Raw genomic sequence first — 25,133 nt, forward strand, 5'->3', positions numbered from 1 at the left:
AATTTAAAAATATAATTGTAAAATTATTTCATAATATTGGTTACTACTATTAAATTGCCATAAATATTACACGCTCCTAATGAAAAATATTCTAACCATCTTACTCCTACTTTTCGGAAGCTTAGTCGCTAATGCTCAAAACTTTAACTTCGGAGCAGTTACTTACGATGACTATGAATTTAGTAAAAAGAAAATAGACAGTAACGCAAATGCAATAGTTTTACGGGAATTTGGAACGGCTTCTCTCCAATTAGATGACAACACCGGTAGATTGGAACTTGTATTTGATCATCATGTAAAAATAAAAATATACAACAAAGAGGGTTTTAAAGAAGCCAATATTGTGATCCCGATGTATAAGGATGATAGTCGTGAAGAAAGCATTTCTGATTTAAAAGCATCCACATTTAACTATGAAAACGGAAACTTTGTAGAAACCGCAATGGATAAAAAAGGTGTTTTTACTGAGAATAAATCCAGGTATTTACGGCTAACCAAGTTTACACTTCCTAATTTGAAAGAAGGATCAGTTATAGAATACAGTTACCGATTAAAATCTCCAAATATTTTTAATTTCAAATCATGGGAGTTTCAGAGCGATATTCCGAAAGTGATCAGTGAATATATGGTTTACATCCCCGGAAATTACAATTACAATGTTTCGCTTCGCGGATTTCAAAAACTATCTGATCAGAAAGTAGAACTCGCTAAGGAATGTTTAAGGGCCGGCGGTGTATCTATGGATTGCTCGAAAATTACTTATCAGATGAAAAACGTTCCAGCATTTATTGAAGAGGATAACATGACGGCTCCAAGTAATTTTAAATCAGCAATTTACTTTGAACTATCTGACGTTCAAAATATTAATGGCGGAAAAACTTCTTACACCAAAACCTGGAAAGATATTGATTACGACTTGACATCAGAGAAAAGAGTTGGCGCCCAGATGAAAAGAAAAGATGTTTATAAAGATATTATTCCGGTAATTACCAAAAATGCCACTGATGATTTGAGCAAGGCAAAAGCCATTTTTGATTACATTAAAAAACAAATTAAGTGGAATAATTATGTTGGAATGTATTCTGAAGACAACATAAAAAAAGCTTTGGAAATTAGATCTGGAAATACCGCTGATATAAACTTAAACCTTATTTCTGCACTTTCTACCGCAAATTTAGACGCAGAAGCTGTAATCCTTTCAACGCGTGATAATGGCACGGTTAATAAACTTTATCCGGTAGTAAGCGATTTTAACTATCTCATAGCAAGAGTTAACATCGGCGATCAAAGCTATCTGTTAGATGCTTCTGAACCTTTGTTACCATTTGGACTGCTCCCACTGCGCTGCATAAATGATCAGGGAAGAGTTATCAATTTAAAAAAGGCATCTTATTGGATTGACTTAAAAGCCTCTCAAAAAACAATCACCAGTTACATTTTAACAGGTAAATTAAATGATAATGGAAAAATTACAGGCACAATAACCACGCACAGTTCTGGTTATGCGGCCTTCAATAAAAGAAAGGATATAAAACGTTATAGTTCGCCAGAAGAATATGTAGAAAAGCTTGATGAGCGGATGCCTAAAATTAAAATTTTAAGCCAGCAGATAGACAATCTTGATAGCGTAGAAAATACTTTAACAGAACGATATGAAGTTGAGTTTACCGTATATGATGGTGTAAAAACGCAATTTTATTTAAGCCCGTTTTTTATCAATACAATTTTAAAGAACCCATATAATTTAAATGACAGAACGTATCCCATCGACCTTGGCACGGCTTCTGACGAAAGAATAATCATAAATATTGCCATGCCCGATAAGTACGAATTGCTCGAAAAACCAAAGGATATGGCCATCGGACTTCCAAACAACGGAGGAAAATATTTACTCAAAACATCATTTGAAGACAATTCAATTTCTTGTAGCCAAATTTTACAATTTAACAATGCCATTTATCCAGCAGAAGAATATCTATTTTTAAAGGAGTTTTACAGCAAGATTATCCAAAACCAAAAAACAGAACTTCTATTTAAAAAAGATTCAAAATGAGATTAATCATAACTTTTGCTGTTTTATTTTTTGTTGCCAAAACTGCTTTTTGCCAGGATAATTACGATGTAGACTTAATTCCTTCCGCTTTACGAAGCCGAGCAAATTCATGCATCAGAAACGAAGAGCGAACTGTTGATATGCAATCGCCTGATAACGTTATGTTTAATGTTAAAAAGGCAATTACGGTTTTTAACGAAAATGGCGAGGATGAAGCTCGGCTGGTTTTATATTATGACAAAAACGTATCTATAAAGAGCATAAAAGGCGAAATATACAATGCCTCGGGAATATTGATAAACAAGTTTTCTCAAAGTACTTTCTCTGATGTTAGCGCAGCAGATGGGTTTTCGTTATTTGTTGATAGTCGCGTCAAACACTATTTGCCTTCAATTAATCAATTCCCCTATACAATTGTCTACAATTATGAAATTCGGAATAAGCAAAACCTGATCATTCCAGATTGGGTTCCAAAACCGGGCAACGATGTTTCTGTAGAAAAAAGCACATATACTTTTATTTGTAAGCCTACTGATGTAATTAGAATCAAGGCTCAAAATTTTGCTGGCAAACCAGAAGAAACCACTACAGAAAAGCAAAAAACTTTTATCTGGAAAACAGGCAACATCTCCGCCGTAAAAACCGAACCATTTAGTCCAGATGCAGAAACCTATGAAACAAGTATAAAAATTGCGCCACAACAATTTACTTACTATGGGCGTAAGGGCAGTTATGCTAATTGGCAGGAATTGGGCAAATGGATTTATGATGATCTGTTAAAAGATAAAACCGAGCTGCCTCCTGCTACCATTCAATATGTGAAGAGTTTAGTTAAGGATGAAAAGACCGATCAGGATAAGGCTCGAAAAATTTATCAATACCTGCAGGATAAAACCCGTTACATCAGTGTTCAAATCGGAATTGGGGGCTTCCAGCCTGTGTCTGCATCAGAAGTAGATCGATTGGGTTATGGCGATTGCAAAGCCTTGGTTAATTATATGCAAAGCCTGCTAAAGGCCGTTGATATAGCGTCTTACTATTGCGTGGTTGAATCTGGAAGCACCAAAAAGAGCGTTGACCCAAACTATGCCAGTATGGTCCAAGGAAATCACATCATTCTTTGCATGCCTATGAAAGGCGATACCACTTGGCTGGAATGCACAAGTCAGAAAATTCCATTCGGGTTTTTAAGTGATTTTACAGATGATAGATTGGTTTTGGCCTGCACTGCCGAAGGTGGAAAACTCTTGCATACGCCTAAATTATCAACAGAAAAAAATCTTCAAATCCGTAAGGCAGATTTAGTTTTACAGGCAGATGGAAACATAATAGGAAACGTTAATACCGTTTTTTCAGGTGCACAATATGATAATCAAGAAAGTATTATTGGTAAACCCCTGAGCGAGCAATTTAAGTTACTTAAAGAATATTACGATATCGATAATATTGATTTTAAATCCGTTAGCTACAATCAGAAAAAAGATATCAATCCAGAAGTTGCAGAAAATATCGCAATAAGCATAAGAAACTACGCACCTGTAAATGAAAACAAAATGTTTCTATTGCTCAATGCATTTAATATTAAAAGATCAGTACCCGAGGTTAGAAACAGAACTTTGCCTGTTTATTTAAATAGAGGTTATACTGATGAGGATGTGATTACTTATACATTACCAGATAATGTTCAAACAGAGTTTATTATTCCTCAAAGCAAAAACTTAAAAAGCCCTTTCGGCGAATACATTTCCAAAACCAGTATTGATGGTAAAAAGCTAACATATTATAGAAAATTGGTACTTAATGAAGGTACTTTCCCTGCCGAAAGCTATGAAGCTTATGCAAAATTTGTTGGTGATGTAAATTCGGCAGATTATCTGAAACTGGCACTTAGCTTAAAAAAATAATTCCAAGGGTAATTCCAATAATCATAATAAGATACATTAGAATTTCCGTTGAGGCGAAGCGTTTGTATTTGGTCCAAAAAGAATAATCTTTATCGTGCTCGGGCATTTAAATTGTTTGAGCCGTAAAAATAGGCAAATTGATTTAATTTTTAGGTTTATAAGTCGTAATCTGCTTGGCCATGCCCTTAAATAAGATTACATGGAATGGCCACATTGCATACCAGTACATTCTTCCCCATAAACCTTTTGGCCTAAAAGTGGCAATCTGCGATAGAAAAGCTTTACCATGAAATTCAATTAGTTTAAGTTCTAGCCAGGCTTCTCCTGGCACTTTCATTTCGGCAAATAAGAGCAATCTTTTATTTTTTTTATCGGCCAATAAAACCCGCCAAAAATCCAGCACGTCTCCAGCTTGGATGTCGGTATTACTTGTTCTACCCCTCCTAGTACCTACACCACCAAAAATTTTATCTAAAAACCCTCTAAAATGCCAAAGCCAATCCATATAATACCAGCCTCTATTTCCTCCAATACTCCAAATGTTATCAAAAACTTCTTCAGCCTTACGCTCAAAAGGCATTTTCACTTTATAGTTTAAAGTTCCATTTTGCGGAACCTTAATTTGGTCCATGAAATCTGTAGTTAAATAACCGCGGTTTAAGGCATCCTTCCAGCTCGAAACAATAGAGTTTTGATCAATTTTTTCGAAGGCTAAATGAAGTGCTTCTGCATAAGTTAAGCACTTTCTTGGCACAACTTCGTGGATTTTGTTATCCTTACAAACCACTTCATTCTTCATGCTATCAACCAAACTTCGTGCTAAAGAATATGGAACTGGAGTAATTAAGTTTAACCATAGTGAAGATAATCTGGGTGTTAAAACCGGCAAAGTAATAATCCACCTTTTTAAGCCACGTTCGTCTGCATAACCCTGAAGCATAGCCCGATAGGTTAAAACATCGGGACCGCCAATATCAAATGTTTCATTATAGGATTTCCTGTTGTGAAGAACGCCGGTTAAATAAGCCAAAACATCTCTAATTCCTATTGGCTGACAGCGTGTATTTACCCATTTCGGTGTAATCATTATAGGAATCTTTTCTGTTAAATCTCGAATAATTTCAAATGATGCACTTCCAGATCCTATAATTATAGCCGCTCTTAAAATGGTACAGGCAATTCCTGATGCTTTAAGCTCCTCTTCTACGGCTAATCTAGAACCTAGATGTTTGGATAAATGATCATCATTGGCAATTCCGGTTAAATATATAATCTGCTTACAAGTTGTTTTTTTTATTGCCAAAGAAAAATTCTCGGAAGAGGTTCTTTCCATCTCCTCAAATTTGGCATCGCTTGATGACATTGAATGAACCAAATAATAAGCTGCATCAATATCTTTCGGAATCTCCGTTAAAGTTTCTGCCCTTAGTAAATCTCCATTAATGATGGTTACTTCTTCACTTAAATCAGATTGATGTACAAATCGTCTTTTATCCCTAACCATGCAAACCACTTCATGCTTTTCTTCTAAAAGTAATGGCAGTAGTCTAGTTCCAATATATCCGTTAGCTCCCGTAAGTAAAATTTTCATTTGAAATGTTTGAATAATAACACTTCTATCGAGGCTTTGTTGATGATAATCAAACATTTAAATTAAAATAACATTCCAAAAAGCTATAACAGGATCAATTGCGTCATGATAGTGTAAAGGAAACCTCTTAAACATCGTGACAGTTTAAACAGACACAACAAATCTAATTTCACATCGTATAAGTAGTTCAATATAAAATCAAACATCCCTGAATGAAGAGAAACATCATGGGCATTGCTGCGATTATTTTGGCGGGAATCAGCATTGTCGGAACGAGTTGGAAAGCGGTGGAGGCTCCACACACACAACAACAAACAATCAAAAATATAGCGCAAGATAGTCTTTACAACCGCTACATTTTAAATCTTTACCACACTGCACATTTAGATTCTGCTGGTTTAAATGAAGCGGTTTTTGAAAAGGCACTAACCGGATATTACAACATGAAATATTCGGGTTTACTACATTCAAAATCTATTTTAACCATTGCAGATTTTGATCAGGAAAGCTGTAAAAAGCGTCTTTACATCATCGATTTAAATAAAAAAGAACTGCTTTTAAATACGTGGGTTGCTCACGGGCAAAACAGTGGAGGTGATAAACCCACTGCTTTTTCTAACAACATGAACTCGAATCAAAGCAGTATTGGGTTTTACTTAACCGGAGAAATTTATTTTGGTAAACACGGCCGTTCTTTAAAATTGGATGGCATGGATAATGGCTTTAACAGCAATGCCAGAGAGCGGGCAATTGTGGTTCATGGAGCAGATTACGTATGCCAGGAAAGCATTAACCAACTGGGTAGATTGGGCAGAAGTCAAGGATGCCCTGCCGTTGCTACCAAATTGGCAAATCAAGTCATCAACACAATTTCCGATCGAACGGTCTTATTTATTAATAATTCAGAACAACGCTACAACTCACAATTTCTTAATGAGCAATTGGCAGCAACTGTAGCGCTTAATAACGAAGAGGTTTTGGCTTCTAGGATAGATTAATGATTTTTTAAGTTTGTGGCGTTTAAGTTTTTAGGCAATAGTTTTAAAATCGGTTTTTTGAATTTTGATAAATAATCCCAAATCCAACGATTACTGTCTACATCTTTTTCGCCACAATCGACAATTTCTGCCCGTTTTAAAAGTTTGGCAACCAAATTCTGAACCCAATGGATTCTTACAAAACGGTTAAATCCCAAACCTATGTAATCGCAATAAACATGCACTACAATTTCGACAACCAAAGAATCATTTGTAATATTTAATTCCTTTCCATAGCAGTTTTGATAAGCTGCTTTTATCGTTTCAATTAAAAGGTCGAATCTTAAGTTCGGCTTTCCATCTAAAAAACGCCACAATTCTGCGTCGCTGTAAACACGAATTAGCTGTGGCTCTAAATCAACCCTAATTTTGCAATTTTCTAATTCGTAAAATTTATTCATATCTGTTTTTAGATGTGCCAGAGCCTATTTTGTTACTAAAATCCCACCCTGCTAACACATAATGAGCGAAAAGGTTTCTGTTACAACAGGTTATAGTGTGAGTAAAAATTTGAGTCGTACACAAATAATTTTAATCATCTTTGAGGTTTAGAAAACATTCTAATTCATGAAGATTGTAATTGCGGAAAAGCCCTCTGTTGGTCGCGAGCTTGCAAAAGTTTTTGGAGCGACAACCAGAAAAGATGGATACATTGAAGGTAAAGGATATTCTTTTACTTGGGCTTTTGGGCATCTTTTACAATTGGCACCGCCACAAGATTATGGCTTTATTGGCTGGAGAAAGCAACATTTACCCATGCTGCCTCAAAAGTTTAAACTGGCCATTAGAAAAATTAAAACCAAAGATGGTTTTGTTGAAGATCCGGCGGTTAGAAAACAACTTGACACCATTAAAAGGTTATTTGATGAAGCCTCGGAAATTATTGTTGCAACAGATGCCGGACGTGAAGGTGAACTTATTTTCAGGTATATTTATTATTACTTAAAATGTAAAAAACCTTTTAAACGTTTATGGATTTCTTCTCAAACTGATGAAGCGATTAAAGACGGATTTAGAAACTTAAAACCGGGTACCGATTACGATACATTGTTTAATTCTGCGCATTGCCGTTCAGAATCTGATTGGCTTGTAGGAATGAATGCGACTCAGGCTTTAAGTATTTCTGCCGGGAACCGAACGGTTTTATCTTTGGGAAGGGTACAAACCCCTACGCTAGCCATGATTTGTGCCCGCTTTTTGGAAATCAAAAATTTTGTTCCTCAAACGTATTTCCAGATTAGCATCCAGTTAGTAAAGGACGAGCAGACTTTTAAAGCTGTTTCAATATCCAATTATAAAGAAAAAGAAGAAGCCGAAAAACTCTTCGGTCTGATCGAAGATGTGCAATCAGGTTTTACAAATGGAGGAAATATTACTGCGGTTGAAGCAAAACCAAGAAAAGAGCCACCACCATTATTACACGATTTAAGTAGTTTACAGCAAGAGGCCAACAAGAAAAAAGGATTTACGGCAGATCAAACCTTAAATCTTTTGCAGAATTTGTACGAAAGCAAATTGGTTTCCTATCCCCGTACTGGGAGCCGGTATATAGGTGATGATGTTTTTGCGGGTGTTCCAGATTTGATCTCTAAGTTTACAGACCATCCTGATTTTGGAAAGCAAGCTCAGTTTTTACAGACCACCAAATTAAACAAGCGGAGTGTAAATGCAAAAAAAGTAACCGATCACCATGCCGTTTTACCTACAGGTGAGCAAGCTTATGGTTTAAGCAGCGATAAACAAGCTATTTACGATATGGTGGTTGGGCGAATGATGGAAGCTTTCCATCAAGAATGTTTAAAGGAAATTACCAAAATTACCATCCAGTCAGGTCTCACTTTTATTGCAAACGGTACGGTTATTCGTTCTGCTGGCTGGCGCTCTGTTTTTAACGAAACAGATGAAGATAAAAAGGATGAAGATAATGCTGCTTTACCAAAAGTTGCCGTAGGTGAGCAACTTCCGATAACCGAAAAATCGTTACTAGAAAAGCAGACAAAGCCAAAATCGATGTATAACGAAGCTTCACTTTTAAAAGCACTTGAAACATCGGGCAAGGAAATTGAAGATGAGGAATTGCGTTATGCCATGAAGGATAGCGGATTGGGAACTCCGGCAACACGAGCATCGATTATAGAAACACTGATTACTCGAGAATACATTACCAGAGAAAAACGTAACCTAGTTCCAACGATAAAGGGATTGGCTGTTTACGATGTTGTAAAGGATAAGCAGATTGCCCAGGCAGAACTAACGGGCCAGTGGGAAAAAAGATTGGAAGAAATTCGTTCTGGTGCATCAGTAAAGGTTTTCAAATCTGAAATTACGGAATATACCAAAACAATTACTCAAGAACTTTTAATTGCCGGAGCATCAATTTCTGGTAAATTGGAAGATCAAAAATTAGAAAAAGCTTAGTCTTTAAACAACTTATCTACAAGTTCGCGAGCCGAATTGCCCATTTTTTCATCTTTTTGGATAAATCCTATTGCGCCGGCATCGTAATAACTCTGTTCTAGTAAAGATTTATCATTTCCTGAAAACATGCAGACTTTTAAACCGGGTTGAATGGCATGGATTTCGGTAACGGTTTTAGGATTGCTATCGCCATTTGGCATGTTAATATCTAAAATCAGCAAATCAAATGGCTCATTTTTTACAAAATCGAACGTTTCGTTTAAGTTTGATGCTTGCTTAATTTCTGGTGACGTGAGCAATTTTGTAAAAAAGCCCTTCATTACAATCCGCATCAATTCGCTATCATCAGCAATTAAGATTTTGAGATTATTAGTCATTATGAGAGATTCTGATTAGGATGATTTTATCAAAAGTAACAAATTATTTGATTTAAGCCTAAAATCGGAAAATGATCCCAATCACTTTTAAAAATCCATAAATGCCCAAGCGCTGTGATAACCGCCCAAATCTTCAGCATACTGAATAAAGTTGGCGTAAAACGATGACTTTGAGAGTGTAGAACTGTCTCCAATTACAACGAGTTTTTTTCTGGCCCTCGTCATGGCAACATTCATTCTTCTAATATCCGAAAGAAAACCGATTGAACCCTCTGCATTGCTTCTAGTTAAACTAATGTAAACCACATCACGCTCCTGACCCTGAAAACTATCTATCGTATTTACAGAAATTTGATCAGTATATGGTGCAAGCACTTCGTTCTCTTTTACCAATCCCTTTAAAATTTGAACCTGCTGCTTATAAGGTGATATTACCGCGAAAGTCGGAAAACTTCCATTTGGCTTTTTTTCTTCAAGAGTTTCTACAAGGTTAACAAGATGTTGGATTAGAAAACTTGCTTCTTCCGGATTTGTTGTACTGGTTCCATCCAACTTTTCATCAAAGCTACAGCCTGCCGTATCAATAAAAGTTAGGGCTTCATCTTCAGGAAAAAGCAGATGATGTGCTACAGATTGATGCGCATTTAGTTGATTTTCATAAAATACTTTGGAAGAATATTTCATGATTTTCTCATTCATTCGATACTGTTCGTTAAGAAGCACAACCGCTTCTGGATGAAGCAAAACCGATTTTTCCAATAAAGTTTTACTTAAACCGTTTCTTGCTGCCTCGTTCGATTTTATTGTTGGCGAAAGCTGAAAATGATCTCCTGCCAAAATTACTTTTTGCGCTTTTAAAATTGGTATCCAACAGGCAGGTTCCAACGCCTGTCCGGCTTCATCGATAATGATGGTATTGTAGGTTAAGTTTTTAACCGTATAATGATTTGCACCTACCAGAGTTGCTGTTATAATTTGTGAATTGGTAAATAGATTGTCCATAATGTACTGTTCAATCTGTTCTACTTCCTTGCCTATTTTATGCGCTTCGTTAAAAAGTGCCTTACGCTGATCTCGCTCTGCTTTACCAAAACTTCGTTTATATTTATGAGCCATGTTTTTGTACTCATTTGCCTGTTTTTTTAAGGCCTTAATGTTTTTCATTTCTACATGATCTGCCATTTTATGATCAAGTGTAGAAGCCATTAAATGTTCAGAAACCCGAGCGGGATTACCTACACGAATTACATTTAAACCTTCCTTCGAGAGTTTTTCAGTTAATAAATCCACTGCCGTGTTACTTGGCGCAACAACCAAAATTTTTTGATTATTATGTTTCACCAGCGATTTTATGGCCTGTACTAGCGTAGTCGTTTTACCCGTTCCCGGTGGGCCATGAACAATTGCCAAATGATCGGCGGAGATAATTTTATTTACCGCAAGCTGCTGAGATGCATTTAGGTTATTCGGCAGAATAAACTTTTCTTCATTTTGAAAAGATGGTTTATCGCCTTTGGTTAAAATCTTAATAAGTTTATTTTCGGTATCATGATCGGCAAGATTGGTGGCTTGTTTTAGCGCACTCTGCATCTCATCATAGCTATTGTTATCAAACAGCAAATCGATACCCAGCTTGCCATCTCTGGCCCAATCGGGCATTTCATCAATGCGAAAATTAATTTTCAGCTTATTTCCACTAAGATGCGTAATCACACCCTCTATACGATCGATTTTTGCATCGTGGTTAGAAAAAAGCACAGCTGATGAACCAAATCTAAATTGATGTGAAAATTCCTGATGAGTGGTCCGCTCTAATTCGACCGTTAAATAATCACCACGACCAATTTCTGTGTTTCTAATGGCTATAGGGTACCAGGTTAAACCCAACGCTCTCCTATCCGCAGCAGAAGTATTTTCGGTAAGTTTTAAATACGATTGTAAATCTTCCTCACGCTCTATGTTGAGCAAATCTTGAAGATTTTTAAAATATTCTTTAGGCAATGGGAAATTTTTAACTGTGAAAAATGAGATAATGACGAAGTGTTATAGCAAAATAAATATCTATAAAACCAATTCCTGATGCAGTTTCAGCAATGTTTCATTGGGATCGCTGCAAAACCCTGGGTGAACCTTAGAACACTGCACTACTGTACTCCTGGTAGCGGTTAGCCACCTAAAACGCGATGCCTGATCGTATTTGCCAATTGGCCCAGAACCAGCTGATCCTTTACTAATTCGCTGAAAGGCGTTAAGATTATCTGTTAACTCATTAATATCAATCTCTTTCGAAAAAGCATTAATTTTGCTTTCATCTAAATAAAAAATACTTTGAAGATACTTTTGTTTTGCACAGAACAAAATAATGCCCACATTAAGAAACTCTTCGCGTTCTACCCTAGGCATAACCCGAATAACAGCATACTCAAATAAGAATTTCTCTTGCATGCTGTGCCTCTTTTAAAAATATATCAGAATGTGCTAAACGCGTTTCTAAGAAATACGCATAAGCTCTACGATGTTCATCCTTGTTGTCAAAATTTGTTTCGCCTTCCAACCATTCATCGGGAATTAAATTAATTACAGCCTGAATTTTTTCAGCGTTTAATATTAATCTAAATTCTTGATCAACCAGTTCTAATTCTGAGGCCCACTGTAGCAAAACGTGGTCTTTAACCAAAACAAAAGGTCTTTCGGCTTGCTCTTTCCAGTTTTGCCAAGAATGGTGAAAGTATAGCGCAGCGCCATGATCTATTAACCAAAGTTCTTTATGCCACAACAACATGTTGGTGTTTCGACAAGTGCGGTCCATATTGGTTAAAAAACAATCTAGCCAAACAATTTGAGATGCCAATCTGGAATCGATTTCGGTTACTGTTGGATCGAAAGTAATTGCACCAGACAGATAGTGCAACGCTAAATTTAAACCCACACTGGCTTTTAATAAGTCTTGTATTTCTTCGTCGGGTTCTGTTCGTCCAAAGGCTTCGTCTAAATTTGCAAAAACAAGCTCTGGTACTCGTAAACCTAAAATTCTTGCAATTTCTCCACCAATTAGTTCGGCAATTAATGCTCTTGGCCCTTGGCCAGCACCACGGAATTTTAATACATATAAAAAACCATCATCGGCCTCAGCGATTGCAGGCATAGATCCACCTTCTCGCAAAGGCGTAACATATCTGGTAACATTAACGGTTCTTAATTCTATTGGGAAATTATTCATAAATATGAATCGACGGGTTTTTTAGAAAAACAATCCCCATCCAAACTTTCGACAAATTTAGCAGAAATCCACGAATAATCAGATTTAAGAATTTAAGGCTAAAGTTGGTGCTAGTCGTGCCCTAAATAAGCATTTCCAGCTGGTGTCATTGCTGCAGACCATTGTACGGCATCGCGATTAATGGTTACTAAACCCATGCTTTCAAGTTCTTCATACTCTTCTTCCATTCCACCTAAAACCGAAGAACTTACTTGTTGGTTAATTACCTCAAGTAGAGATAAAATTTCTGCTCTTTCCATAATGATATAATCGATTAGATTTTAATTAAACATAAATATAATCAAAATGTTTACCGCTTAAGTAAAACATTATTAAAGGTTTGAGGTTGATTAATTAATCCCTTTTTTAATCTTTCATCCTAATGGAAACACATATTTATTACCTTTTTATTTTGGCGCTACCCGTTGCCTGTATTGCATGGACGGTTACGAAAGAAGAGATTTTTAGAGAAGCTAGAGAATTTTGCGTTGATAAATCAAAAAATTGCAACAAGCTAATCAAGCGGAAATTTTTCTATGTTTTTACTTGCGAATATTGCTTTAGCCATTATGTTACTGTATTGATTCTTTTTCTAACTGGATTTACACTTCTTTATCATGATTGGAGGGGTTATATTATTGCTGGTTTTTCCATCGTTTGGATTGCGAATGTTTATATGAGTTTATACAACATTATCCGGATCGATTTAAAGAAAGAAAAAATAAGGGTTGCCAAAGAAGAATCTGAATTAAACAGCTAAATCTGAAACTTTTGAGAGGAAAGAGATGTTTTTAAAACTTCTAAGCCATTATATATGCCATCATCAGTTATTGACCATTTTAGTTATGATACAAAAACAAAGGCATTAAAAATAACCTTTTTAACCGGAATGGTTTATGAATATAAAAATGTTCCGCAAAAAATTTTCGATATGTTTCGGGTTTCAGGCTCGAAGGGCCGATATTTTAACGATCAAATTAAGGGAAGTTATAAATTCAAAAAATTAAAAGCAGAATAATATGCCCGAGGGTCCATCAATTGTTATTTTAACAGAACTAATCGAAAATCTGCATCTACATAAACCAGAAATTATTGAAGTTTCCGGAAATGTTACAACGATAGATAAGGATAGGCTTCTACATCAGAAAATTCAAGAATTTAGAAGTTTCGGAAAACGTTTCTTAATCTGTTTTAAAGATTTTACCCTCCAAATTCATTTTATGCTCTTTGGAACTTATCTTATAAACGACACTAAAAAAACGCCTCTTAAACTTGGCTTAACGCTTAAAAAAGATCAGCTAAATTTTTACACTTGTAAAGTTGATTTATTAGAAGGCAAAGCCCATAGTTTATATGATTGGTCTATCGATATTATGGGCGATGAGTGGGATAGCAAAAAGGCCATTAAAAAACTAAAAGAACTTCCAGATTCTTATATATGCGATTTACTTTTGGATCAGCATATTTTTTCTGGTGTGGGCAATATCATAAAAAATGAAGTCCTTTATCGATCGAGGATTCATCCTTTAAGTAAAATCAAAGATTTACCATTGGCAAAAATTAAGGAATTGGTTGCGGAGGCGAGGCATTACAGTTTTGATTTTTTGAAGTGGAAAAAAGAAGGAACATTAAGCAAACACTGGGAAGTATACAATCAAAAGGTTTGTCCAAAAAATCATCCTATCGCAAAAAAGGAAATTGGAAAAACACATAGACAAACCTATTATTGTACTGCATGTCAGAAAAAGTATAATTGAGGGTTCAAATATTTTTTTCTACAAAAACATTTGTAACTCTTCAACAACTTTAAAATGAGAGATTTAATTTGGTATCAAAATTCCCAAAATTAATCAATTATAATTTTAACGTAAAAGAATTGTTAACCTTTTAGGATTTATGGAAAGTAACCCTATATTTGTCCTCGAGAGCGTTAATTTAGATACGGGTATATGGCTTAGGCTGTATGCCCGTTTTTTATTTCCATTAGCCTTTTAAATGACTTATTACCTTGTTCAAACAGATTTTAAGCCAAGATGTATACAATTCTGGATGCAACTCAATATCCTGTTTTAGTGAAGTTAAATCAATATACTTATAACTTTCAACCTCATCCCTGTTTATTTTAGGAAGATCATCCGACAATCCAAAAAACACATGATCAAGCTCATGTTCCGTTAAGCCATCTTCAAAGTCGGCTCTGTATGTAAAACTGAAAAGATACCGTAAATCACAAACCATTCCCATTTCTTCAAGCAGTCTTCTGTTCGCGGCATCGAGATTATTTTCTTCTACACGGGGATGGCTGCAGCAGGTATTGGTCCATAAACCTCCAGAATGATATTTATTAATGGCTCTTTGTTGCAGCAAAAGCTCGTGATTAGAGTTAAAAATAAAAACAGAAAATGCCCTGTGCAGCGCTCCTTTTTCATGAGCCTCCATTTTTTCCATTTGACCAATTGGCAGATCATCTTTATCAACTAATATTACCTGTTCGTTCATTTACTGCAAATATTTTTTAAATCACGTTTAGTTTATGGCGAATTACAGAATCAAACATTAAACCTATTTTATGATGATTGGGTATGCGGATTCTTTCAGTCATAATTCTTTCTGCGGTTAGGCCTTTTATCTTGTTAAATAACTTTCTATAATAAATATAAGCTAAATAAACACCATTTCTGGAGCACGAAGGTAACATTTTGATTCCAATCAGGGCTTCTCTAAACTCCGATTCAATTTCTTCTTCTATTTGTTTTTTTTGATTATCGCAGAATAAAGCCAAATCTACATTCGGAAAATAATTTCTATTTAAGGCTTGATGATCTGCTTTAACATCTCTTAAAAAATTCACTTTTTGAAAAGCCGAACCCAGTTTCATGGCATAGGGCTTCAATCGCTCGTACTCTTCCTCATCTCCTTTTGTAAAAACCTTCAGGCACATTAAACCTACCACTTCTGCAGAACCCAAAACATAAGCATTATAAAGTGCTGGTGTATAATTCTGTTCGTTCAAATCCATCTCCATGCTCTTTAAAAAAAGATGAATGAGCTGATGATCTATTTGATATTGATTAATTACCTTTTGAAATGAATTTAAAACCGGATTTAAACTAATTCCCATTTTAATGGCTTCAAATGTATCTGCAGAAAATTTATCGAGAAGATATTTCTTATCAAATTGATGAAAGCTATCTACAATTTCATCCGCAAGCCTTACAAAACCATATATTGAATATATTGGTTGCCTTACCTCCCTGCTTAAAAAATAAATTCCAAGCGAAAAACTAGTGCTATACCTTTTGGTTGTTAGCTTACTGCATTCTTCTGATAACTGATCAAATATTTCTTTCATGTCTTAATTCGTGTTGGAATAGAATTTTCAAAATCGTTAAGGCTTTTTATCCAGTTAATATGACTGATGTTTTCTAATTTTTCAATAACATTTCCATTTCCTGCCAAATGGATTTTAGCATTTTGGCAAATTTCCGATAATTGATAAATGTATTGTTGTGCCATTTTATTGTGGCGGGATTTGACCATAAAAAACAAAATATGATCTATATGATTGGTTGCAAAAACTTTTTCTAATGAACTTAATGGAACCTTACTGCCTAAGAAAATAACTTTTTGATTAGCCGATCGAAGAAAATAATTGGCATAAAGCAAACCAATATCATGATCTTCATCCTCTGGAAGAAAAAGAAGCCAGGTTTGTTCCGCATTCTCGCCTATTGGAATTTCATTAATTGCCGAAAAAATTTTCTGTTTGATGATGTTTGTCAGAAAGTGCTCGTGTGCGGGACAAATATCTTCTTTTAACCACATTAACCCTAATCGAGTTAATAGCGGATACATTATGCTTTTGTAGGTAGCGGATAATCCATAAGTGGATAAAGCCTCATCCAATAAACTGCAGAAAGACTTTTCTTCAAAAGCAATCCCAAATTTTATAAGTTGAGTTATATAATATTCTACTTGTTGATCGGAGGAGATTTGGTGATATTCCTTAACCAAAAGTGTTTTCACTTCAGCATCAGAAAGTTTGCAGATTTTAGAGATTTTTAAGCCAGATTGATTTAAACTTACAATATTTAAGAGCTTAACAAGTTGCTTATCATCATACAAACGTGTGTTTCCTTCAGATCTCATTGGCGTTAACGCATTATACCGCTGTTCCCATATCCTAATGGTATGAGATTGAATGCCTGAAAGCTGTTCAAGATCTGAAATGGTATAAGTCATTTATTTTGTTTAAAAATAGGCAATATTTATTTAAACAAAACTAAACTTAAAAAGTTTCCCATCAATTAAAAGTTCAGGAATATTTATCCTTAAACTTTTAAATAATTTGATTGTAAGAAGGATTTTATCGCAAAGATTTTTCGGTCAGTAAAACGCCCCTTTCGCCATTTCCAGTTTCTATTGTATGCACATGCTTGTAGGTTTGACTTAATAAATCATAACCATGCTCTCTTTGACGCACTGAAACTGAATTTAATAGGTATGTTCTGTTGTTCTGCATACAAAGCAAACTGCCGTTAGCTAAAAGTAAAAAATCGAAATCATAACCAATATCCTGAAGTTCGATTACTTTTTTAGTTATAGAACTATTTAATTTCCTGGTTGCTTCGGTTCTGTTTTTCATGGCTTTTTTGTTTTAGGTATAGGTTTGCGTTGTGATTATGAAAATAAGTCGACAACACAGTATAAATTATACGGAATAATTATTAATATATTGTAATACAACCGTTTAAATTAAATTGTTTGAGAAAAATCAACAGGAAAAATTGTTCAAAAAGGTTTTTAAGGTGTTTATAAAGAATTAGTTATAAAATATAAACCTATTATTGAATATATTTTATCCAAACCAACCAAATTCCTTTACGAATGAAATAAAAACCGTTACAAGTGCTTTTTATTTCTTAATTTGAGAATCAAGCTTTAATTTGGCAATAAATTATCCTACTCAACCTAAAATGAAATTAAAATGTATTGTGATCGACGATGACATTCATGCCATTAATGGCATAAAGTCTTACATCAACACATTATCAAATATTCAACTTGTACATGCTTATACCGATCCTTTAGAAGCGCTAACAGAAATTAGCGGGGGAAATGATGTAGATATTATTTTTATGGATGTTGATATGCCGATGATTTCGGGTATCGAACTTTCTAAAGCTGTTCGCCATAAAACCAGTAAATTAATCTTCACAACATCGCATTCAAAATATGCTTATGAGGCATTTGAAATGCATGCCAGTGCATATTTACTTAAACCTTATACTTTTGCTCGATTTGCCGAAACTATAAATCGGTTATTTCCGCAAACTCCGAATGTTCAAAATATAAACATCCAACAAGAGGATGATTATTTTTTTGTACGGAACAAAAATGAACGGAATAACCTAATTAAGGTTAGTTACACTGATATTGTAGCAGTAGAAAGTCTTCAAAATTATGTTAGAATTTACACAGTAGATGAAACCATCGTTACCTATATCGCACTGTCTGAAATTAAAGTTATTTTAAAGGAATATCCAAATTTTGCGCAGGCCCATCGATCATTCATTATCGCAAAAAACTATATTGAAAAGGTAGAAGGAAATATGCTTAAAATGATCAATAACCTAACTGTAAATATTGGCAACAACTATAGAGACGAAATCCAAGCCTATATAAGGGAAAAAACAATTAGAACAGGCAGATCGTAGATCCGCCTGCATTAAATTATTAGTTCTTTTTAATGAAAACGATGTTTCCTCCTGATATTGAGGTTGACATAGTTTCAGTAGGATCTGTTGAGTACATTGCTTTACTTCCGTTGCTTTTAAAAATAAAAACTGTTTTTCTGGTAATTTTTTGTAGCTTTTTCATAGTTCTTTTTTCTATGAAACTAGCCTGATAATCAATCGACTAAAAAAACCTTACACATACAATATGATATCCTACACGGACGAACGAATTACCGTTAAAAACAAAATTTGGACTTGGATGATAGACAAGAAAGTCCATATTATATCTTGGATTGTCTTTATTTTCTATGAATCAATAATAGCTGGGATATTTATTGGCAAGTTTGGTACTTTTCAGAATTATGTAATCCACTACTCATTAAACATTGCCCTTTTCTATATTCATGCTGAAGTTGTATTAACATCTAGTTTAAAGAAACCAAAGCAAGCTTATTGGAAATTGCCTATATTTTTTATTTTAGAAATTATTGTTTACTTCTCTATTTTGTATGGTGTAGAGTGGCTGTCTGTGAAATATTCTGGATATGTGGGTATTAGGAAATTTGAATTTAGTGTTGCCTATTTTATCGGTCCCTTATACAGATGGACATTTTTTACAGGCTTTGCAACGGGCTATTATTTCCTGATAAACTTTTTAAAAGAAAGAAAGAAAACTGAAAATCTGGAGCAACAACGCTTAAACAATATTATCCAGATTGCTAAATCGGAAAATGCATTTTTAAAGGCGCAGATTCAGCCTCATTTTCTATTTAATACCTTAGATTTTATCTATCATAATGCGAGAGAATCATCTCCAATTGCTGCAGAAACTATTCTTTCCTTATCTGAAATGATGCGATATGCAGTAGATAGCAATCAAGATGGAGAGTTTATCTCTTTGGGAAATGAAATTGAACAGGTAGAAAATTTAATCAACTTACATCAGCTTAGACAAAATCATTCGCTACAGATTAGATTTGATTACGATGATGAAGTGAAGGACTTGAAGATTATACCACTGGTTTTAATTACGCTTGTTGAAAACATTTTTAAACATGGTAACCTAAATAATTTAAACCATCCAGCTGAAATAAGTATTAATCAAAATGACCACACCTTGATTATTGAAACTTCTAACTTGGCTAATTTGGTACCAAATAAAACCGGTTTAAACTCGGGAATGGAAAATATTCGAAAGCGTTTAGCATATACTTATAATAATTTAGCTACTTTTGAATACTATATTGATGATAATCAGTATTTTAGAGCAAAACTAACTATTTATAATTCTTAACATTAATTCAAGACAAAAAAATCACCTAAAACGGATTGTTTTTTAAGCTTAATAACACAGAAAGCACATATTCCTTTACCAACTAACTACAATACTTTACCAAATGCGCTAGTTTCAGTATTAGATAATGAAATTGTAATTTTGATTAACCAAAACTAAATTAAATGTCTATAAGTTGCATCGCAATCGACGATGACCCTCACGCTCTAGAAAGCTTAAAAGCATACATGACCAAGTTGCCTGATTTAAAACTTGTTCAAAGCTTTACAGAGCCACTAAAAGCACTCGCAGAAATTTCTGTTTCTAATCCAGTCGACATTATCTTTATGGATGTGGAAATGCCAGCCATTTCTGGAATCGAGTTGGCAGGCTTGCTCAGAAAAAAAACCAAACATCTTATTTTCACAACAGCCCATGCACGTTACGCAATTGATGCATTTAAAGTTGATGCCGATGCATATTTGTTAAAGCCTTATTCTATACTTCACTTTGCAAAAACAATAAACAACCTTTATCCCACAGGAAAAAAAACGCATTTGCCCTTTTCTATCTTTGAAGATCACTTTTTCTATATTCCATTACAAAATGCTGATGGTGATCTGGTAAGAATAGATTTAAACGAGTTGGTTGCCGTTGAAGAGCTTAAAGAAGAAATTCATTTTAGAACGGTTAAAAGTTCGTATTTAAGTTCGAAAATAAACTTTATCAAAATGATTAAAATGTTGAAAAAGCATCCTGCCTTTATCCAGATTAGTCAGTCTGCCATTGTATCTAAGCAACACATAAAGAGCGTGTTAGGAGATCAAGTTGTTTTATCTGGTGGTGTATCTTATGGCTTAACCAGCCCATATAAAGAGGTTTTTACAACTTTCATCAAACACAATCTCCTAAAAAGCAAAACTAAAGCCATTAAAAAAGAAGACTGACCTATTTTCTTCGATTATAAAATCAGCCTCTAAATCAATACAATAGTCAATTCTGCTAACTAAATAAAACATTATCCAATCCAATTTGTATTAGGAGTGTTTATTTGATTAACTAATTGATTATCCTGCTTTGAAAAGAATATTGGTCGTAGATGATGACCCTGATATATTAGAAGTTTTTCAGCTCGCATTAGAGTCTGAAAATTATCGCGTTTATCCCTTATTATCGCCTAGATATATTTTTAAAACCGTTCGGGAGTTCAATCCAGATTTAATCATACTCGATATTATGCTGAATGGCATGGATGGAAGAGCCGTATTTAAAGAATTAAGATCTAATCCTGAAACAGAATCTATCCCTGTGATAATGGCTTCTGCCAGATACGATGAAAATTACATTGTTTCTCAAAAATATCATCCTGATGATTATTTAGAAAAGCCTTTTAATATTGCAGATATGCTGCAGAAAGTAAACTTGTTAACCGAAAATTAAAAAACATGAAATTAAAATTACTAACGGGTGTTATGCTGTTAACGATAGCAATCGCCACAAATGTTAAGGCACAAACCACGAGGCCAGACAAGTTATACTCTATGAGCGGAATTGGCTTTGCTTTTCCTATGGGAGAGACATCCGATTACCTGAAACCTAAATTCTCAACCAGTTTAGGTTTAAATTTAGGATTGGGCAATGGAGGATTATTTTTATATCCAAAAGTAAGTTTACATGCTTTTACATTTAATCAAATTACGCCTGATGCCGGATACACCTATACCTTACAGAAAGGACGTGCAACTACTTATTTGTTAAATGTGGCGCTTGGCTATAGAAAAATTGTAGATAAATGGGCTTTTTATGGTTTCGCTGGCGGTGGCGGTGGATTTATTCTAACACCGCAGGCAGGTGTTAATTCAACAACATTGCAGGTAACTATGGATAATAAAACAAATTCTATGGGCATTGTTGAAGCTGGCGGTGGTATTGAATATAATATTGGTGGTGCTAATTTATTTGTCGAGGCCAGTTATATGTATGGAACGGGCAAAATTCAGAACAGGGTTTTTAATACAGTTCCAATTCAAATAGGCATTAAACCAAATTTAAGTAAATTACTTAGTAAACTTTAAGCAACCTACATACAAAATATTGAAGCGATTACGTTAAAAACGTAGTCGCTTTTTTTTATGAATTTTAAACCGGACTTAAAATCATTCCAATATTTGATTTATATATTTAAGCAACAAAAATGTATGAACAAACACTTTTATTACTAAATATTTTAGCATAGATTTGTATAATAATTAAACTTGAATGTTATACGCAATTGTAGATATAGAAACAACTGGTGGCCACGCTTCTGCAAATGGAATTACTGAAGTAGCCATTAATATTCACGATGGCAATCAGATTGTTGAAACCTATACTACGCTGATTAATCCGAAGCGGGAAATACCCGATTACATTACCGCATTAACAGGAATTGACAATGCCATGCTGGTAAATGCGCCAACTTTTGATGATGTAGCTTTACAGATTTATCAGCTTCTTAATGATAAGGTATTTGTTGCTCATAATGTAAATTTTGATTATTCTTTTCTTAAACATCATCTTTCTTACGCTGGCTACGATTTACAGTGCAGGAAACTTTGCACAGTGAGGTTAAGCAGAAAACTTCTTCCGGGCAAAACTTCATATAGCTTAGGCAAACTGTGCAGCGCATTACAAATACCAATTCAAAATAGACATAGAGCCGGTGGAGATGCTGATGCAACGAGTATTTTATTTAACATGCTCTTAGAAGCCGATCAAGAAGGCGTAATTGCAGAAATGCTTAAGAAAACATCTAAAGAGCAGGTTTTGCCACCGCATTTAGATAAAAAGGTAATTTTAAAACTCCCAAATCAGCCTGGAGTATATTATTTCAAAGACAATAAAGGCAAGATAGTTTATGTAGGAAAAGCAAAGGATTTAAAAAAACGGGTAACTAGTCATTTTACAGGAAACAAGCCAAATAGACAGCGACAGGATTTTTTACGAACCATTTATAATGTTGATTATGTGGTTTGCGGTACCGAATTAATGGCGCTTATTTTAGAAGCAAATGAAATTAAGCGTTTATGGCCCGAAAATAACCGGGCCATGAAACGATATGAACACAAGTACGATTTATATGTCTTTGAAGACCAAAACGGTTATCTCCGCTTAGCAATTGATAAGCACAAAAAGAATAACAAAGCATTGCAAAGCTTCAATAACTTGTTGGAAGGGTACAATTTTTTAAACCAGCTGGTGGATAAATATCAACTCTGCGCCAGACTTTGTTATTTACAAAAAACAGCTACAAAATGTACCGCACATGAGAATGGTCAATGTTTTGGTGCCTGTAGTGGAATTGAAACGGTCGCTATTTACAATAAAAGATTAAACAATGCTCTACTGGAAATTCAGAATATGCAACCCAGCTTTGCATTAGTAGACGAAGGTAGGAAAGATGAAGAATTTAGTTGCTTAATTGTAGAAAAAGGCAAATTTTATGGCATGGGCTATTTTACTGATAAAACCTATTTATCTGACGGACTTGCGCCCATTAAAGAAAATCTTTCGACCTATCAATCTAATAGTTACATATTAAATTTGATCTTGAATCATGCTGAGCAACATCCGCAAAAATTGTACAAGTTATGAGTCATAAGCTTAATTTAATGTTATTTAAATTACTTGTAATCTTAATTTATCAATTATTCATCCTTACTGCTTTTGCCCAGAAAAGTGAAACTGCTACTGTGGATTTAATCCAAAAGAACATTGGAAAAGAAAGTTAAAATCTAATAAACTTTATTATAAATCTAAAGAAGGAAAAGTATCTACACAAAAAATCGGTGCTATTTTACCAAAGATGTTATGTAGTGACGAAGCAGGGTGTATTGAAATAAAATTGACAATCTGATGAATTCAAAAATCTTTATAAAACTCGCATTGTCTTTTAGCGAATCCATCGAACAGCCTCACTTCGAAAAAACATCGTTTAGGGTAAATAAAAAGATTTTCGCAACGCTAGATTTTGTTAATTTAAGAGCGTCCTTAAAACTCTCCGAAATTGATCAATCTGTTTTCTGCGATTTTAGCCCAGAACATATTTATCCTGCTAAGGGCGCATGGGGCAAACAAGGCTGGACAATTTTCGAAATCAACCATTTAAAACCCGAAATGGTTCAAGATGCCCTCACCCTATCCTATTGCAATATTGCGCCTCAAAAACTTTCTGATAAATACAAAATGTAATTTTATCTTGTCTTAAATGCCCCTTCAAAATTTCGCTTTTGGCAAGCCGTACTCAACATTCAGAATACTATCTTTACATACAACAAAATATAAACGTTATGACAAAATCACTTTGGATCAACCTGCCGGTTAAGGATGTAAGTAAATCAAAAGAATTTTTTATCAAATTTGGCTTTAAACTTAATCTTAAGTTCGGAAGCCATGAAGATTCAGCCTGTTTTATGATTGGTGACGATAATTTTATCGTTATGCTTTTTGAAGAACCATTATTTGAAGGATTTATTGCAACAAACATAGCTGATCCAAAACTGGGCACCGAAGTTTTATTTTCAATTGATGCAGAAAGCGTTGAAGAAGTGAATGAAATGGCAAAAAAAGCTGTAGATGCAGGCGGAACGCTGTACGCAGAACCGGGCTTTAAAGATGGATGGATGTATGGTTGTGGCTTTATTGATTTAGATGGACACCGTTGGAACATTCTCTATATGGATACAGCTAAAATGCCACTTGGCTAACCGCAATCCTAATTATATATTTTTTGACCAAAAGTTATAAATATGAAAAACGATCCAGTTATAGTTGAACGAGTTTATAATGTGCATACAAAAGACATTTGGAATGTTTTAACCGATAACAATGAAATTAAAAAATGGTATTTTCAGTTAAAAGATTTCAAACCAAAAGTTGGTTTTAAGTTTGATTTTCTTGGTGGAGCGGATGAAGGTCCAAAGTATTTGCATTTATGTGAAATCACAGAAATTATTGAAGGAAAAAAAATTGCTTACTCTTGGCAATATGATGGTTATTCTGGGAATTCTATTGTAAACTGGGAATTATTTGATCAAGGTGATAAAACTTTGGTAAGAATAACCCACACAGGTTTGGAAACCTTTGATGAAAATGGAAAGGATTTCAGCAAAGAAAGTTTCCGAGGTGGCTGGACTTATTTTTTAAATGATGCATTGAAAAACCATTTAAGTAAGGAATAAAAACACATTCGCTTAACCTTGTACTGGTCTCGTAGCGTTTCGCTACGACCTATAACAGTACAATTGTATTAAAGTCTTAGCGGGACGCTAAGACTAGTTTTGGTAATGCATTGAAAAACCATTTAAGTACGGAATAAAAACACATTCGATTAACCGTGTACTGGGTCTCGAAGCGTCACGCTACGACCCATCACAGTACAATTGCATTAAAGTCTTAGCGAGACGCTAAGACTAGTTTTTGGACTAGTTTTGGTATTTTCAAGA

The 25,133-nt window shown here is 34.6% G+C and carries 28 protein-coding genes; 16 read left to right on the forward strand and 12 right to left on the reverse strand.

Annotation, left to right across the window (positions count from 1 at the left end; translation table 11 throughout):
- Positions 1 to 79: 79 nt before the first annotated feature.
- Both DF947_RS03400 and DF947_RS03405 read left to right on the forward strand, forming a co-directional pair.
- Complete coding sequence (locus DF947_RS03400) at positions 80 to 2,053, forward strand: DUF3857 domain-containing protein (RefSeq protein WP_109928252.1); 1,974 nt, start codon at positions 80 to 82, stop codon at positions 2,051 to 2,053.
- Positions 2,050 to 3,957 carry a DUF3857 domain-containing transglutaminase family protein gene (locus tag DF947_RS03405; protein ID WP_109928253.1) on the forward strand — a complete coding sequence of 636 codons (1,908 nt, stop codon included), beginning with the start codon at positions 2,050 to 2,052 and terminating at the stop codon, positions 3,955 to 3,957. The genes DF947_RS03400 and DF947_RS03405 overlap by 4 nt, the downstream gene beginning before the upstream one ends.
- 142 nt (positions 3,958 to 4,099) lie before the next feature.
- Here DF947_RS03405 and DF947_RS03410 read toward each other — a convergent pair whose 3' ends face one another.
- Complete coding sequence (locus DF947_RS03410; RefSeq protein WP_109928517.1) at positions 4,100 to 5,548, reverse strand: SDR family oxidoreductase; 1,449 nt, start codon at positions 5,546 to 5,548, stop codon at positions 4,100 to 4,102.
- Between the two features lie 212 nt (positions 5,549 to 5,760).
- Here DF947_RS03410 and DF947_RS03415 point away from each other — a divergent pair, with 212 nt between their 5' ends.
- Complete coding sequence (locus DF947_RS03415) at positions 5,761 to 6,546, forward strand: murein L,D-transpeptidase catalytic domain family protein (protein ID WP_109928254.1); 786 nt, start codon at positions 5,761 to 5,763, stop codon at positions 6,544 to 6,546.
- Here DF947_RS03415 and DF947_RS03420 read toward each other — a convergent pair.
- On the reverse strand, positions 6,543 to 6,986 hold the full coding sequence (locus DF947_RS03420) for a hypothetical protein (protein ID WP_109928255.1): 444 nt from the start codon (positions 6,984 to 6,986) through the stop codon (positions 6,543 to 6,545). The two genes, DF947_RS03415 and DF947_RS03420, sit on opposite strands and share 4 nt — an antisense overlap.
- Positions 6,987 to 7,152: 166 nt before the next feature.
- Between DF947_RS03420 and DF947_RS03425 the strand changes: the two genes are divergently transcribed.
- Complete coding sequence (locus tag DF947_RS03425; RefSeq protein ID WP_109928256.1) at positions 7,153 to 9,003, forward strand: DNA topoisomerase 3; 1,851 nt, start codon at positions 7,153 to 7,155, stop codon at positions 9,001 to 9,003.
- Here DF947_RS03425 and DF947_RS03430 read toward each other — a convergent pair.
- The 5 genes from DF947_RS03430 to DF947_RS03450 all read right to left on the reverse strand — a co-directional run bounded on the left by DF947_RS03430 (position 9,000) and on the right by DF947_RS03450 (position 12,899).
- Positions 9,000 to 9,380, reverse strand: a complete 381-nt coding sequence (locus tag DF947_RS03430; protein WP_109928257.1) for a response regulator — start codon at positions 9,378 to 9,380, stop codon at positions 9,000 to 9,002. The two genes, DF947_RS03425 and DF947_RS03430, sit on opposite strands and share 4 nt — an antisense overlap.
- An 87-nt stretch (positions 9,381 to 9,467) precedes the next feature.
- Positions 9,468 to 11,381: an AAA domain-containing protein gene (locus tag DF947_RS03435; protein WP_109928258.1), complete on the reverse strand. Its 1,914-nt coding sequence runs from the start codon at positions 11,379 to 11,381 to the stop codon at positions 9,468 to 9,470.
- A gap of 60 nt (positions 11,382 to 11,441) precedes the next feature.
- Positions 11,442 to 11,825 (reverse strand): DUF3037 domain-containing protein, encoded by a 384-nt coding sequence (locus DF947_RS03440; protein ID WP_109928259.1) that lies wholly within the window; start codon positions 11,823 to 11,825, stop codon positions 11,442 to 11,444.
- The gene (locus DF947_RS03445; RefSeq protein WP_109928260.1) at positions 11,803 to 12,600 is read right to left on the reverse strand and encodes a HipA family kinase; all 798 of its coding nucleotides are present in this window, start codon (positions 12,598 to 12,600) and stop codon (positions 11,803 to 11,805) included. The genes DF947_RS03440 and DF947_RS03445 overlap by 23 nt, the downstream gene beginning before the upstream one ends.
- Positions 12,601 to 12,710: 110 nt before the next feature.
- Complete coding sequence (locus DF947_RS03450; RefSeq protein WP_109928261.1) at positions 12,711 to 12,899, reverse strand: hypothetical protein; 189 nt, start codon at positions 12,897 to 12,899, stop codon at positions 12,711 to 12,713.
- 122 nt (positions 12,900 to 13,021) lie between these two features.
- Between DF947_RS03450 and DF947_RS03455 the strand changes: the two genes are divergently transcribed.
- The 3 genes from DF947_RS03455 to DF947_RS03465 are packed head-to-tail and all read left to right on the forward strand — an operon-like array spanning position 13,022 to position 14,396.
- Positions 13,022 to 13,399, forward strand: a complete 378-nt coding sequence (locus DF947_RS03455; protein WP_109928262.1) for a hypothetical protein — start codon at positions 13,022 to 13,024, stop codon at positions 13,397 to 13,399.
- 54 nt (positions 13,400 to 13,453) lie between these two features.
- Positions 13,454 to 13,657: a KTSC domain-containing protein gene (locus DF947_RS03460; RefSeq protein ID WP_109928263.1), complete on the forward strand. Its 204-nt coding sequence runs from the start codon at positions 13,454 to 13,456 to the stop codon at positions 13,655 to 13,657.
- A gap of 1 nt (position 13,658) precedes the next feature.
- Complete coding sequence (locus DF947_RS03465) at positions 13,659 to 14,396, forward strand: endonuclease (RefSeq protein WP_109928264.1); 738 nt, start codon at positions 13,659 to 13,661, stop codon at positions 14,394 to 14,396.
- Between the two features lie 226 nt (positions 14,397 to 14,622).
- Here DF947_RS03465 and idi read toward each other — a convergent pair whose 3' ends face one another.
- The 4 genes from idi to DF947_RS03485 form a co-directional block, all read right to left on the reverse strand.
- Positions 14,623 to 15,138: an isopentenyl-diphosphate Delta-isomerase gene (idi, locus tag DF947_RS03470; protein ID WP_109928265.1), complete on the reverse strand. Its 516-nt coding sequence runs from the start codon at positions 15,136 to 15,138 to the stop codon at positions 14,623 to 14,625.
- A 16-nt stretch (positions 15,139 to 15,154) separates the two neighbouring features.
- Positions 15,155 to 15,991 (reverse strand): phytoene/squalene synthase family protein, encoded by an 837-nt coding sequence (locus DF947_RS03475; protein ID WP_109928266.1) that lies wholly within the window; start codon positions 15,989 to 15,991, stop codon positions 15,155 to 15,157.
- Complete coding sequence (locus DF947_RS03480) at positions 15,988 to 16,881, reverse strand: MerR family transcriptional regulator (RefSeq protein WP_109928267.1); 894 nt, start codon at positions 16,879 to 16,881, stop codon at positions 15,988 to 15,990. Before DF947_RS03480 ends, DF947_RS03475 begins: the two co-directional genes overlap by 4 nt.
- Before the next feature lie 124 nt (positions 16,882 to 17,005).
- Entirely contained in the window at positions 17,006 to 17,284 is a 279-nt protein-coding gene (locus tag DF947_RS03485; RefSeq protein ID WP_109928268.1) for a hypothetical protein, read from the reverse strand.
- A gap of 331 nt (positions 17,285 to 17,615) precedes the next feature.
- Between DF947_RS03485 and DF947_RS03490 the strand changes: the two genes are divergently transcribed.
- Complete coding sequence (locus DF947_RS03490; RefSeq protein WP_109928269.1) at positions 17,616 to 18,356, forward strand: LytR/AlgR family response regulator transcription factor; 741 nt, start codon at positions 17,616 to 17,618, stop codon at positions 18,354 to 18,356.
- 19 nt (positions 18,357 to 18,375) lie between these two features.
- On the opposite strand, the gene DF947_RS22170 is transcribed toward DF947_RS03490, so the two are convergent.
- Positions 18,376 to 18,519 (reverse strand): hypothetical protein, encoded by a 144-nt coding sequence (locus DF947_RS22170; protein ID WP_158526221.1) that lies wholly within the window; start codon positions 18,517 to 18,519, stop codon positions 18,376 to 18,378.
- 63 nt (positions 18,520 to 18,582) lie between these two features.
- Here DF947_RS22170 and DF947_RS03495 point away from each other — a divergent pair, with 63 nt between their 5' ends.
- From DF947_RS03495 to DF947_RS03530, 8 genes are all read left to right on the forward strand, one after another.
- Positions 18,583 to 19,671, forward strand: coding sequence for a sensor histidine kinase (locus DF947_RS03495; RefSeq protein WP_109928270.1), 1,089 nt, complete (start codon positions 18,583 to 18,585; stop codon positions 19,669 to 19,671).
- Between the two features lie 164 nt (positions 19,672 to 19,835).
- A complete protein-coding gene (locus tag DF947_RS03500; protein WP_109928271.1) occupies positions 19,836 to 20,597 on the forward strand; it encodes a LytR/AlgR family response regulator transcription factor in 762 nt (253 codons plus the stop codon).
- Positions 20,598 to 20,727: 130 nt separating this feature from the next.
- Entirely contained in the window at positions 20,728 to 21,090 is a 363-nt protein-coding gene (locus tag DF947_RS03505; RefSeq protein ID WP_158526222.1) for a response regulator, read from the forward strand.
- Between the two features lie 5 nt (positions 21,091 to 21,095).
- Positions 21,096 to 21,725 (forward strand): hypothetical protein, encoded by a 630-nt coding sequence (locus DF947_RS03510; protein WP_109928273.1) that lies wholly within the window; start codon positions 21,096 to 21,098, stop codon positions 21,723 to 21,725.
- A 184-nt stretch (positions 21,726 to 21,909) separates the two neighbouring features.
- Entirely contained in the window at positions 21,910 to 23,283 is a 1,374-nt protein-coding gene (locus tag DF947_RS03515; RefSeq protein WP_109928274.1) for an exonuclease domain-containing protein, read from the forward strand.
- A 261-nt stretch (positions 23,284 to 23,544) separates the two neighbouring features.
- Positions 23,545 to 23,880: an MmcQ/YjbR family DNA-binding protein gene (locus tag DF947_RS03520; RefSeq protein ID WP_205940727.1), complete on the forward strand. Its 336-nt coding sequence runs from the start codon at positions 23,545 to 23,547 to the stop codon at positions 23,878 to 23,880.
- 98 nt (positions 23,881 to 23,978) lie between these two features.
- A complete protein-coding gene (locus DF947_RS03525; protein ID WP_109928276.1) occupies positions 23,979 to 24,395 on the forward strand; it encodes a VOC family protein in 417 nt (138 codons plus the stop codon).
- Between the two features lie 42 nt (positions 24,396 to 24,437).
- On the forward strand, positions 24,438 to 24,869 hold the full coding sequence (locus DF947_RS03530) for an SRPBCC family protein (protein WP_109928277.1): 432 nt from the start codon (positions 24,438 to 24,440) through the stop codon (positions 24,867 to 24,869).
- The last annotated feature ends 264 nt before the right edge of the window (positions 24,870 to 25,133 follow it).

The organism is Pedobacter paludis (assembly GCF_003173575.1).
Taxonomy (GTDB): Bacteria; Bacteroidota; Bacteroidia; order Sphingobacteriales; family Sphingobacteriaceae; genus Pedobacter; species Pedobacter paludis.